The organism is Streptomyces sp. NPDC096013 (genome assembly GCF_044763565.1).
In the GTDB taxonomy this organism is placed as follows: domain Bacteria; phylum Actinomycetota; class Actinomycetes; order Streptomycetales; family Streptomycetaceae; genus Streptomyces.
The window spans coordinates 340,497-352,447 of sequence record NZ_JBIWGK010000009.1 but is presented as its reverse complement, the minus strand read 5'-3'; the positions used below and the strand labels follow the sequence as shown (position 1 = coordinate 352,447).

At 69.7% G+C, this 11,951-nt stretch carries 11 protein-coding genes; 10 read left to right on the top strand and 1 reads right to left on the bottom strand.

Features of this window, described 5'->3' with window-relative positions:
- Positions 1 to 86 precede the first annotated feature (86 nt).
- Positions 87 to 1,775: a chitinase gene (locus ACIRB1_RS29380; RefSeq protein WP_403467593.1), complete on the bottom strand. Its 1,689-nt coding sequence runs from the start codon at positions 1,773 to 1,775 to the stop codon at positions 87 to 89.
- A 406-nt stretch (positions 1,776 to 2,181) separates the two neighbouring features.
- Here ACIRB1_RS29380 and ACIRB1_RS29375 point away from each other — a divergent pair, with 406 nt between their 5' ends.
- The 10 genes from ACIRB1_RS29375 (at position 2,182) to ACIRB1_RS29330 (ending at position 11,748) form a co-directional block, all read left to right on the top strand.
- Positions 2,182 to 2,991: a hypothetical protein gene (locus ACIRB1_RS29375; protein ID WP_403467592.1), complete on the top strand. Its 810-nt coding sequence runs from the start codon at positions 2,182 to 2,184 to the stop codon at positions 2,989 to 2,991.
- A 112-nt stretch (positions 2,992 to 3,103) separates the two neighbouring features.
- A complete protein-coding gene (gene cpaB, locus ACIRB1_RS29370) occupies positions 3,104 to 3,817 on the top strand; it encodes a Flp pilus assembly protein CpaB (RefSeq protein ID WP_266771999.1) in 714 nt (237 codons plus the stop codon).
- A gap of 9 nt (positions 3,818 to 3,826) precedes the next feature.
- A complete protein-coding gene (locus ACIRB1_RS29365; protein ID WP_352180875.1) occupies positions 3,827 to 5,077 on the top strand; it encodes an AAA family ATPase in 1,251 nt (416 codons plus the stop codon).
- Between the two features lie 5 nt (positions 5,078 to 5,082).
- Positions 5,083 to 5,484: a TadE family protein gene (locus ACIRB1_RS29360; protein ID WP_403467538.1), complete on the top strand. Its 402-nt coding sequence runs from the start codon at positions 5,083 to 5,085 to the stop codon at positions 5,482 to 5,484.
- Between the two features lies 1 nt (position 5,485).
- The gene (locus ACIRB1_RS29355; RefSeq protein WP_352180873.1) at positions 5,486 to 5,839 is read left to right on the top strand and encodes a TadE/TadG family type IV pilus assembly protein; all 354 of its coding nucleotides are present in this window, start codon (positions 5,486 to 5,488) and stop codon (positions 5,837 to 5,839) included.
- A 110-nt stretch (positions 5,840 to 5,949) separates the two neighbouring features.
- Complete coding sequence (locus ACIRB1_RS29350; RefSeq protein ID WP_352180872.1) at positions 5,950 to 7,290, top strand: CpaF family protein; 1,341 nt, start codon at positions 5,950 to 5,952, stop codon at positions 7,288 to 7,290.
- A gap of 11 nt (positions 7,291 to 7,301) precedes the next feature.
- Positions 7,302 to 8,243 carry a type II secretion system F family protein gene (locus ACIRB1_RS29345; protein ID WP_352180871.1) on the top strand — a complete coding sequence of 314 codons (942 nt, stop codon included), beginning with the start codon at positions 7,302 to 7,304 and terminating at the stop codon, positions 8,241 to 8,243.
- A gap of 13 nt (positions 8,244 to 8,256) precedes the next feature.
- Positions 8,257 to 9,147: a DUF5936 domain-containing protein gene (locus tag ACIRB1_RS29340; RefSeq protein WP_352180870.1), complete on the top strand. Its 891-nt coding sequence runs from the start codon at positions 8,257 to 8,259 to the stop codon at positions 9,145 to 9,147.
- A gap of 20 nt (positions 9,148 to 9,167) precedes the next feature.
- Complete coding sequence (locus ACIRB1_RS29335) at positions 9,168 to 10,718, top strand: sensor histidine kinase (RefSeq protein ID WP_403467537.1); 1,551 nt, start codon at positions 9,168 to 9,170, stop codon at positions 10,716 to 10,718.
- Between the two features lie 145 nt (positions 10,719 to 10,863).
- Entirely contained in the window at positions 10,864 to 11,748 is an 885-nt protein-coding gene (locus tag ACIRB1_RS29330) for a response regulator (RefSeq protein WP_403467536.1), read from the top strand.
- Positions 11,749 to 11,951: the final 203 nt, after the last annotated feature.

Sequence of the window (11,951 nt, the reverse complement as noted above, 5' to 3'; positions counted from 1 at the left end):
GGCGAGCCCCCGACCGCCCGAGCAGAGGGGCGAGGGGCGCGGCCCGAAAGCTGCCGCGCCCCTCGCCCCTCGCCGTTCAGCCGGTGCTACGGCAGCGCGTGCACATGCGCACCCACCGAGTTCGACCACGAACTGCCCGCGGACGCGTCCCAGTTGGTGGACCAGGTCATCGCGCCCCGCAGGTCGGGGTACGTCTTCGACGGCTTGAAGGTGCCGCAGTTGGTGCCCGCGGCGAGGCAGTCGAGGGCGTTGTTCACGATGGTGGGGGAGACGTAGCCGCTGCCGGCCGCGCTCGTCGAGGCCGGCAGGCCCAGGCCCACCTGGGACGGGGCGAGGCCGCCCTGGAGCTGGATGCAGGCGAGGGCCGTGAGGAAGTCGACCGAGCCCTGGCCGTAGACCTTGCCGTCGCAGCCGAGCATCGTGCCGCTGTTGTAGTACTGCATGTTGACGACCGTGAGGATGTCCTTGATGTTCAGGGCCGTCTGGAAGTACGCGTTCGACGTGGACTGCATGTCGATCGTCTGCGGGGCCATCGTGATGATGAGCGACGAGCCCGCCTTGGCGGAGAGGGCACGGAGCGCCTGTGTCATGTAGGTGGCGTTGATGCCGTTCTCCAGGTCGATGTCGACGCCGTCGAAGCCGTACGTCTGCATCAGGGAGTAGACGGAGTTGGCGAAGTTCGTCGCGGACGCCGAGTCGCTCACCGAGATCGTGCCGTTCTGGCCGCCGATCGAGATGATGACCTTCTTGCCGGCCGCGTGCTTGGCGGCGATGTCCGCCTTGAACTGGTCGACCGTGTAGCCGCCGAGGCCCGCCGAGTCGAGCGTGAAGGAGACCGCGCCCGGCGTCGTGGTCGCGTCCGCGAAGGCCACCGCGATGATGTCGTACTGGGAGGAGACGGCCGAGAGCTTCTGGACGGTCGCGCCGTTGTTGAAGTTCTGCCAGTAGCCGGTCACCGCGTGCTTCGGCAGGGAGCCGCCGCCGTTCCCGCCGGTCGCCGTCGTCGTGCCCGTCACCGTCGCCGACTTGGCCGACTCACCCGCCGAGTTGGTCGCCGTGACCTGGAAGGAGTACGACGTGGAGGCCGCGAGTCCGGTGACCGTGGCGGACGTTCCCGTCACCGCCGTGATCTTCGTGCCGTTGCGGTAGACGTTGTAGCCGGTCGCTCCCGACACCGTGCTCCACGCGAGGGAGACCGACGAGGACGTCGTCGAGGACACGCTCACGCCCGTGGGGGCCGCGGGGACCGTCGGGGCCGGGTCGCCGCCTCCGCCGCCGTCCGGGCCGAAGACCGAGATGTCGTCGGCGTAGTACGCGGCCTGGCCGTACCACCCGTGCGTGTACACCGAGACGGACGTCGTCGAGGCGCCCGTCGTGAACGTCGTCGACAGCTGCTTCCACGACGTGGTGTCGGGGGTCCAGGTCGAGACGTCCGTCGTGCCGGTGCCCGTCACGCCGAGGTAGGAGTAGCCGCCCTGCACCCACGCGCTCAGCGTGTAGGTCGAGTTGGGCTTGACCGCCACCGACTGGGTGCACTGGGCGTTGTCCTGGCCGGCCGGGGTGCCCTTCAGCGCGGAGCTGCCGCTGTGCACCGGGGAGGAGACGGTCGTGCCGCTGCCCGCCGTACAGGTCCAGTTGGTCAGACCCGATTCGAATCCGGCGTTCTTGGCGTTGTTGGTGTCGGCGGCGGACGCCTGGCCGGTGCCCGCGAAGGAGAGGGCGAGGGCGGCCATGGCGACCCCGGCCCACAGGCGTCTGTTCCTGAGGGCGGGCATGCCTGGTGCGCGGTCCACTGGTGCCTCCGGTGGGGGAGTTTGGAGGGGACTGTGTCGACGGTGGCCACCGCTGGAAGACCAGAGTTGGTCCAGACCAATCTGATGTCAAGAGGTCCAGACCAACTTCGGGGCCGCAGGTGAGGTCCCGAGCAGGTCCCTCCGGTCGGCCGAACGGGGCCGCGCGCACGGCCGGTTGTGCGACCTGCCCCGTTTTGGCGTGTTGTGTGCGATGACAGTTGCCGCACAGCTACAGAAACGCTGTTCTCCGGTCACAGGGGCGTGGTTACAGTGCTGAGGTAGTCACGCAGTGAAGTCAACTCGGCGTGCCGGAGTAATGCCGGCCGGCCGACAGGCGTGAGACGGGGAGCTGCGCGTGCCAACTGCCATTGCCGTGACCAGCGCCGACATGGCGCTGCCACCACAGGACGAACGGACCCTGCCCGCCGTCGTGCTGCGGGACCTCGACCAACGACCGCTGGACCAGGCGCTGTCGGAGATGCAGGCCCTGATCGACCAGTACGGGCATGTCGTCGTCGTGTCCTCGCAGGCCGTCTCCGAGGGCGTCGACCGGCGGCTGCACACCATCCGGTCCATCCTGGAGAGCGACCGGATCGCCCTGTTCCGACCCCAGTTGCCCCCGCTCGGACTCGCCGTCCTGGCCCGGCAGTTGAGGCAGCTGGCGTCCTGCGACCTCAGCCCCGGCGTCCTCGCCTCGGCCGGCCGGCTGCTCACCCACTACATCCACGCCGGCGCGGTCCTCGGCTCGGTCACCAAGCTGGACCGGGTCCCCGTGGGCCTCAAGCAGCACGCCAAGTCCTGGGTGCCCGGCAGCCAGTTCGCGGTGGTCGCGCACCCCGAGCCGCAGTTGGTCCGGGTCGGCCCCGGAGTCACCCTGGAGGGGCCGGAGTTCGGTACCTGGATGCTCGTCGCCAAGGGGCAGTTGCAGTCCGACTGGGTCGGCACCACCCTCGCCCCGGCGTGGAACGCGATGGGGCTGCGCGAGGCCACCCTGCCCGCCGAGTCGGTGACCTGGTGGGGCACGAACAAGCTGATCGAGTTCTGTACGTATCTGCCCGACCTGTCGGTGCTGTACCAACTGGTCACCTCTGTACGGCAGTCCGTGTGCCACTGGTGCGGGATCGACGTCATCGGCGACCGTTGTGTCTTCTGCTCCGCCACACCGCCCGTTCACGAGAACCAAACATCGACCGGATAAGTCCTCAACTCACAGGACACGCTTACAGCACACGATTCGCTCGATCCGGTTCGATCCCGCTCGATCCGCTCATTTCCGCTCGACCGATATCCCCAATGAGGTTGTACGGTTCATGAACTCCCGTCAGCGCCGCGGCGTGATACTCCTGCTCCTGTCGGTGATCTGCGCCCTCGGCGCGTTCGCCGGCGTCCTCTCCGTCATCAGTGACGTGAAGTCCAAGGTCGGCCCCGAGGTCACGGCCTACCAGGTCAAGGACAACGTGGCGCCCTACACGGCCCTCACCGCGGCCCAGTTCAAGAAGATCGAGATGCCCAAGCGGTGGCTGTCGGACACCGCCGTGACCGATCTCCGGCAGATCCAGGGCAAGATCGCGGTGACCACGCTGCGCGGGGGCTCCCTGTTGCAGACCGACATGATCGTGGACCAGCCCGCACTGCAACCCGGGCAGCAGGAGGTCGCCATCATGATCGACGCGGCGACCGGTGTCGCCGGCAAGATCACGCCGGGCTCCACGGTCAACGTGTACGCCACCTTCGCGGGCCAGAAGGAAGGCGACCCCGACCAGTCCAAGATCATCGTGACCAACGCGAAGGTCATCGACGTCGGCCACATCACCGCCCTCGACCCCGGCAGCAACAGCGACAAGAACCAGCAGCAGTCCACGAACGCCGTACCGATCACCTTCGCGCTCTCCGCGCTCGACGCCCAGCGGATCACCTACGCCGAGTCGTTCGCCGAGCGGGTGCGGCTCGCGCTGGTGGCACCCGGCAGCGATACGACCGTGCCCGACAAGGACCGGACGTACGAACTCGCGAAGGACAAGTGAGAGGCCCGCATGCCCACCAGGATTCTTCCGGCGGTCGGAGACGCGGACGCCATCCGCGCCATCACGACCCTGCTCAGCCAGCTCCCGGACGCCGACCCGGTGGCCCCGGTGGCCGACTCGACGCAGCTCATCGACACCCTCGCCCGGCTCGCCGCCGAGTCCGTCGACGAGCTGCCCGAGGTCGTGGTGGTGCATGAACGCATCGGTCCCGTACCGGCGTTGGAGCTGGTCCGCGAGGTCGCGCTGCGCTTCCCCGCGGTGGGCGTCATCCTCGTCACCACCGACGCCAGCCCCGGCCTCTTCCAGGCCGCCATGGACTCCGGCGCCCGCGGACTGATCGCCCTCCCGCTGAGCTACGAGGAGTTGGCCAACCGCGTCCAGGCCGTCGCCGCCTGGTCGGTGGGCGTACGGCGCCATCTCGGCCACGGCGGCGATGTGTTCACCGGTGTCGGCGGCACCGTCGTCACGGTCAGCGGCGCCAAGGGCGGCACCGGCGCGACCCTCGCCGCGATCCAACTCGCCCTCGCCGCCCAGGCGTCGGGCCGTAGCGCCGCGCTCGTCGACATGGATCTCCAGACCGGGGACATCGCCTCCTACCTGGACGTGCAGTTCCGCCGCTCCGTCGTCGACCTCGCCGGGATCACCGACATCTCGCCGCGCGTGCTGGCCGACGCCGTGTTCCGGCACGACACCGGGGTCGCGCTGTTGCTCGCCCCCGGCGAGGGGGAGCGCGGCGAGGAGGTCACCGACCGGGCCGCCCGGCAGATCGTCAGCGCGCTGCGCTCCCGCTACGAGGTCGTCGTCATCGACTGCGGGGCCCAGATGAGCGGCGCGAGCGCGGCGGCCGTCGAAATGGCCGACACCGCCCTGCTGTTCACCACCCCGGACGTCGTCGCCGTACGCGCCGCGAAGCGCACCGTCCGCATGTGGGACCGGCTACAGATCCGCAAGGCCGAGGAGACGACGATCGTCGTCAACCGGCACACGCGCGGCACCGAGATCCAGCCCGCGCTCATCCAGCGCATCACCGGCACGGCGGTCGCGGCCACCGCGATCCCCGCCAACTTCAAGGAACTCCAGGGCGCGGTGGACGCGGGGCGCCTGCACGAACTCGACAACAAGAGCGTGGTGAAACAGGCCCTCTGGGGTCTCGCGGGCGAACTCGGACTGGTCAAGGTGCCCGAAGTCGCCCAGAAGAGCGGGCGGTTGCGGGGCGGCGGCGACCGCGGCTCGGTGAGCTTCCGACGTCGTAGGGAGTGAGGGGGATGGACGTGCGCGCGACCGTACGGGAACGGGAACGGGAACGGGACCGGGGGCAGACCAGCATCGAGTTCCTCGGCATGGCCCCGCTGATCATTCTGACGCTGGTGCTGATGTGGCAGTTCGTGCTGGTGGGGTACACCTTCACGCTCGCGGGGAATGCTGCGGACGAGGCGGTGCGCGCGGGGACGGCCGCGACCCGGGGCGACCGGGAGGCCGCCTGCGAACAGGCCGGCCTCGACAAGCTGAGCGACGCGTGGAAGGGGGACGCCACGGTGACCTGCGGAGGCACGGGCTTCGTCACGGCCGACGTCACCCTCAAGGTGCCCGTCCTCTTCCCGGGCTCGATCGGCTTCCCCTTCACGGTGCGCGGTCACGCGGGCGCCGTAGAGGAGGAGAAGAACTGACATGTCCTACGGCCTCCGCGCGCGCGACCGCGGTCAAGTCGCCATCGAATACCTGGGGTTCATCCCGGTCCTGCTCCTCGTCGCCCTGGCGGCGGTGCAGCTCGGGCTGGTCGCCTACACCGCGCAGCAGGCGGGCACGGCGGCCAGGGCGGGCGCGCGCAGTGCCTCGCTGAGGCAGGGCGCGCAGCAGGCGTGCAGCGAGGCCGTCAGCGACTGGCTGTCGGTCAGCTGCCCGGAGTCGTTCGGCGGCGACACGGTCAGCGTCACCGCCACCATCCACATCCCGTCGGTCATCCCCGGCTACGACGGCTTCGGGAACGCCAGCAAGACCGCCACCATGCCCCTCGACCACTGAACGACGAGAACGACAAGAACGACGAGAACCACAGGCAACGGCAAAGAGCCACAGACAACGGCAGAGAACCACAGAGCTCGACTGAACAAGGAGCGAGGAGCACAGCACTCATGGGTCTGCGGGAACGCGTCAACCATCCCGAGGAGAACGGGCATCGGGGCGAGGACGGCCACATGGTCGCCTCGTACCGCGCCAAACTCCTGGAGGAGATCGACCTCGCGGAGATGAGCGCCCTGGCCGCGGCCGAGCGACGGGCCCGCCTGGAGCGGGTGCTCGGACACATCATCAGCCGTGAGGGGCCGGTCCTCTCGACCATCGAGCGCTCGCAGCTGATCCGCCGGGTCGTCGACGAGGCGCTCGGCCTCGGCATCCTCGAACCGCTCCTCGAAGACGCGTCGATCACCGAGATCATGGTCAACGGCCCGGACGCGATCTTCGTCGAACGCGGCGGCCGCGTCGAGCAGTTGCCGCTCCGCTTCCCCTCCCACGACCAGCTGATGCAGACCATCGAGCGGATCGTGTCGACGGTCAACCGCCGCGTGGACGAGTCGAATCCGATGGTCGACGCCCGTCTGCCGTCCGGCGAGCGCGTCAACGTCATCATCCCGCCGCTGTCGTTGACCGGTGCCACGCTCACGATCCGGCGCTTCCCGCGCTCCTTCACGCTCCAGGAGATGGTCGGCTTCGGCTCGCTGGACGAGCACATGCTGTACCTCCTCGCGGGGTTGGTGCACGCGAAGTTCAACATCATCGTGTCGGGCGCCACGGGCACCGGGAAGACCACCCTCCTCAACGCCCTCTCCGGCCTGATCCCGGAGACCGAACGCATCATCACCATCGAGGACTCGGCCGAACTCCAGCTCCAGCAGTCCCATGTGATCCGCCTGGAGGCCCGACCCCCGAACGTCGAGGGCAACGGCCAGGTCACCATCCGCGACCTGGTCCGCAACTCCCTGCGCATGCGCCCCGACCGGATCGTCGTGGGCGAGGTCCGCGGCGGCGAGTCCCTCGACATGCTCCAGGCGATGTCCACGGGCCACGACGGCTCCCTCGCGACCGTCCACGCCAACAGCGCCGAGGACGCGCTGATGCGGCTGAAGACCCTGGCGTCCATGTCCGAGGTGGAGATCCCCTTCGAGGCGCTGCACGACCAGATCAACAGCGCCGTCGACGTCATCATCCAGCTCACCCGCTTCGCCGACGGCGCCCGCCGCATCACCGAGATCGCCCTCCTCGACAGCCACGGCAGCGAGCCGTACCGGCTGGCGACGGTGGCCCGCTTCAGCCCGCAGCCCATCTCCTCCGACGGCCGGGTCTACGGCACCTTCGAGTACTTCCCGCTCTCCCGCCGCACCGCCGACCGGCTCTACATGGCCAGCCAGCCGCTGCCGCAGGCCTTCGGCGTCGCCCACACCGCGGAACAGCTAGCCCTCCGAGAAGCCAGTAGGTAGGGACCGACCCCATGGATCTCCAGACGATCGTCACGCTCACCACCGGCGTCACCCTGCTGACCTGCGTCCTGGGCGTCGCCGGACTGCACGCCTACGCCATGGGCAAGGCACAGCGCGCGGCCCTGGTCGACCGGCTCTCCTCGACCGGCCAGATCCAGATGGGCCGCGCCCGTCGCTTCCGCGGCCTGGACCGCAGGCTGCGCCGCACACGCCTCGGCAGGCAGCTCGAACTCCGGCTCGCGGCCACGGGGTTGGACATGACGCCGGGCGAGTTCTTCGTCTACATGCTGGCCACGGTGGTGGCCCTCTGGCTGATCGGCCAGGCGTCCCTGGCGCCCTTCTTCGGGCCGATAGCAGGGCTGTTGGGCATCGGGGTGGCGATCCAGTTCCTCAACTGGCAGCGCCAGAAGCGCATCGAGAAGTTCATCAACCAACTCCCCGAACTGGCCCGCATCATGGCCAACGCCACCCACGCCGGGCTCGCGCTGCGCACCGCGATCGGCATGGCGGCGGAGGAACTGGAGGCACCGGCGGGGGAGGAACTCGGCAAGGTGGCCAACCAGTTGGCGGTCGGCGCCTCCATGGACGACGCGCTGAGCGAGCTGGCGGACAGGCTCCCGTCCCGCGAACTCGTCGTCCTCGTCACGACGCTGGTGCTCTCCAACCGGGCGGGCGGCCAGGTCGTCAGCGCCCTGCGCAACCTCACGGAGACCCTGGAGGAACGCAAGGAGACCCGGCGCGAGGTCCGCACCCAGCTCTCCCAGGTCAACATGACGTCGTACGCCGTTCCGGTGATGGGCGTGGGCGCCCTCTTCCTGATGAACGGCGTCAAACCCGGTGCCCTGGACCGGATGACGGGCTCACCGATCGGCCAGGCATGCGTGATCATCGCCTTCGGGCTCTACGCGATCGGCTTCGTCCTCATCCGCCGCCTGTCCCGCATCGACGTCTGAGGAGGGTGACCCGATGACAGCACTCGCACTCGGACTGGTCATGGGCCTCAGCGTCTGGGGCATCTTCGCCGGCATCCGCATGTACCGCGCCGACGCGAAACTCCCCACCGACCTGGTCCTCGCCCTGGAGGTCGGCTCGACCCGCACCGGCGCGGTCGACTCCCTCGTCGACCGGCTGGGCATGCGCTACGCCCCGCTGGTCCTGCGCCTGATGGGCCCCAAGCTGGTCGCCAGGTACCGCCGCAAGATAGACCTCGCGGGCAACCCCGGCGGCCTCACCATCGACCGCTACGCGGCCCGCCGCGCGGTCTACGGCTTCCTCGGCGGCTTCGGCGGCCTGGTGTTCCTGGTGAAGGGGAACTACCTCCTCGCCGTCATCCTGTTCGCCTTCGGCGCGCTGTGGACCGAGGTCGGCATCTGGTCGGCGATCCGCATCCGCCGGGACGTCATCGAACGGACCCTGCCCGACTTCCTCGACGTGCTCGCCGTGGTGGTGAGCGCGGGCCTGGGCTTCCGCCAGGCCCTGGACCGCGTCGCCTCGAAGTACGAGGGCCCCTGGGCGGACGAACTCCGCATCACGCTACGGCAGATGGACCTCGGCATGAGCCGCCGCGCCGCCTTCACGGAGCTCCGGCGACGCAACGACAGCGAGCAAGTGGCCATGTTCGTGACGGCGTTGCAGCAGGGGGAGGAGCTGGGCGCGCCGATCGTCGACACGCTGGTCGCCCTGGCCAAGGACATGCGCCGCACGGACGCGCAGAACGCCCGCCGCAAGGCGGCCCGCGCGGTCCCCAAGGCCACCATGATGATCACCACGTTCATGGTCCCGGCCACGATGCTGCTCCTCGGCGCGGGCCTCCTCCTCGGCTCCGGCACGGACTTCAGCACGATCACGGGCAAGTAGGAACGGGGGCGAAGGGGACGATGGCGACGACGGGGGAACGCACAGGACGGCTGCGCCGCCGCCCCAGACCGACCGAGATCACCACACCGCCCGCGGGGACGGTACTGCCGGACCACGTCCGTTCGGGGGCCACCGACATCCCGGTGACGTCGGTGACGCCCGCGCTGCCGCCGGGATGGGTGCCGACGGGGCTGCCAGGGGTGCCGAGCCCGGCCCGGCAACCGGAGGCCGAACGGCTGGCCGCCGACGGCGGAGACGCCCCCCAGGGGCCACCCGCACCCGACGGCGACAGCGACACGGGTGGAGCGGCTGCCAGTCACACCCCTGCCGACGGCCGGGAAGTGGCCCTCCCCATCCAGATCAGCGCGCTGCAAGCGATGTGCAGGCAGGTCTTCGGTTTCCGCCTGGCGATGATCGCCCTGGCCGCCCCCTCCGCCCTGGTCAACGCCACCCCCGGACTGGCAACCCGCTTGGTGGGCGCGGCCGTGGTGGTCACCTTCATGGCCTCCTACGTCCTGTTCAGGGACTGGGAGCGCTTCGGCCCCCTCCTCCTGCGTCACCCCTCGCTCCTCGCCGTGGACACCCTCTTCGGCTCCCTGCTCCTGATCTCGGCAGGGCCGACCAGCACGCTCGCCTACGTCAGCGTCTGCACCCCCCTCCTCGCCGGCATCGTCTACGGCTGGCGAGGCGCCGGCTGCTTCGCCGGCCTCCAGGCGGTGATCCTGCTGCTGGCCCAGACCGCCGCCGCGGACCACCACAAGGTCGTGGCACAGGCTTTCCTGCTGCCCGGCCTGTGCGTGATCGCCGGCGCGGTGGGCGTGACCCTGCGCAACCTGATGCTCCGCTTCGGCGAGGCCACGACCGCGCTGACGACGGTCCAGGCCCGCCTCGCCGTGACGGAAGCGGTGGGAGCGGAACGGGCACGCCTGGCACGGGAGTTGCACGACTCGGTGGCGAAGACCCTGCACGGTGTCGCCCTCGCGGCGGACGGCCTGGCGGGCTCGGCGGGAGCGGACCACATGAACCCGACCCTGATCAGACAGCAGGCGGAACTGGTCGCCCGCTCGGCCCGCAGGGCTGCCGCGGAATCCCGCGAACTCCTGGCGGACCTGCGGCGCGAGTCCAACCCGGACGAGGGCACGGACGTACTCGTCGAACTGGCCGCCCGGACCAGGGACTTCAGCGCCAGGACCGGCCTCCCCACGACCTACCGCCCGACCGGCGAGCACGGCGTACCGCCGGTCCCGCCCGCCGTGGCCCGCCAACTCCTCACCATCGCGACGGAGGCGATGGAGAACGCCCACCGCCACGCGGCACCCACCAAGGTCGACGTCCAGGCCGGGGTGCACGAGAGCCTCCTCCGGATCAGCGTCTACGACGACGGCCGCGGCCTCCCCGAGGGCACCACCCTCGAACAGCTGCGCAGGGCAGGCCACTTCGGCCTGGTCGGCATGGTCGAGCGGGCGGCCTCGGTGGGTGCCCGTATCCGCATCGGCAGGGGCGGCCACGACACGGGCACGGAAGTCCGCCTGGAACTCCCGCTGGGCGCGCTGACGTCACCGAAGACGTAGCGGACGCGGAGGACGCGGAAGAAGTCGTAGAAGAAGTCGCGGCAGAAGACACAGACGAAGACACAGACGAAGACGCAGACGAAGACGCAGAAGTCGTAGAGGACGTAAGCGAGCCCCACCCGCAACGACCCGAGAGGAGGCAGCCATGCCGGACCAGACGACGCCCCACCCCGGCGCGCCCCAGCCGCCGCCGAACCCGTTCCCGAACTTCCCGCCGCCCGCGCCGACTTCGCCCCTCCGGGTCGTGGTGGCCGACGACAACCCGGTGGTCCGGGCCGGGCTGACGGCCCTGTTGTCGGGCCGCGCGGACATCACGGTCGTGGCGGAGGCGGCGGACGGCCGCGAGGCCTACGAGGCGGCCCACCTCCACCGCCCCGACGTGGTCCTGCTGGACGTCCGTATGCCGGGCGTGGACGGCATCTCGGCGCTGCCGTACCTGGTGCGGATCGCCCCGGTCGTGATGCTCACGTACAGCAGGGAGTCGGAGATCGTCCAGGAGGCGCTGCGCCGGGGAGCGGGCGGTTATCTGGTCCACGGCGAGTTCACGGCGGACGAACTGGTGGCCGCCGTACGGGACATCAGGCAGGGCAGGGCCCATTTCACGCCATCGGCCGCGGGTGCGCTGCTGGCCCAGCTGCGGCAGGAGCAGGCGGCGCGTTCGCCCCGGTCGCTGCCCGAGGGACTGGGCACGTACGACTCTCAACTAGGTGCAGCTGCAAATGGAACAATCCCTTCAATGACCCATCCTAGGTTGAATTCCGCGGAAGGGCTTTCGCAACTGCAACCTACTGTGAGACAGTCATCCTCGGACAGGTCACGGTTCCAACTCAGCGCGAGGGAGGCGGAGATCATGGACCACATCGCGTCCGGCATGACCAACCAGCAGATCGCCGCCACCTGCTTCATCTCCGAGAAGACGGTCAAGAACCACATCAACCGCATCTTCGCCAAGCTCCACAGCACCAGCCGCTCCGAGGCCGCCGCCAAGTGGCTTGGTACGGCGCCTGGTTCGGCCCGAGGGCTGGGCTGACCCATGACACCGCGACGGTGGACCCAACGGCCGGGCCTACGGCCCCGGTTCGGCGACGGGCGGGCCCAGTGCGACGACAAGGGCTGCAATTGGGCCCGATTTTGGGCCCTGGGGCCCTCTGGCGTACCTGTGGATCGGGCATACCGTTCTCATGTCGAAAGCGGCACCGGCGACGAGGAAGCCGGTAACGCGTCATTCGGAGG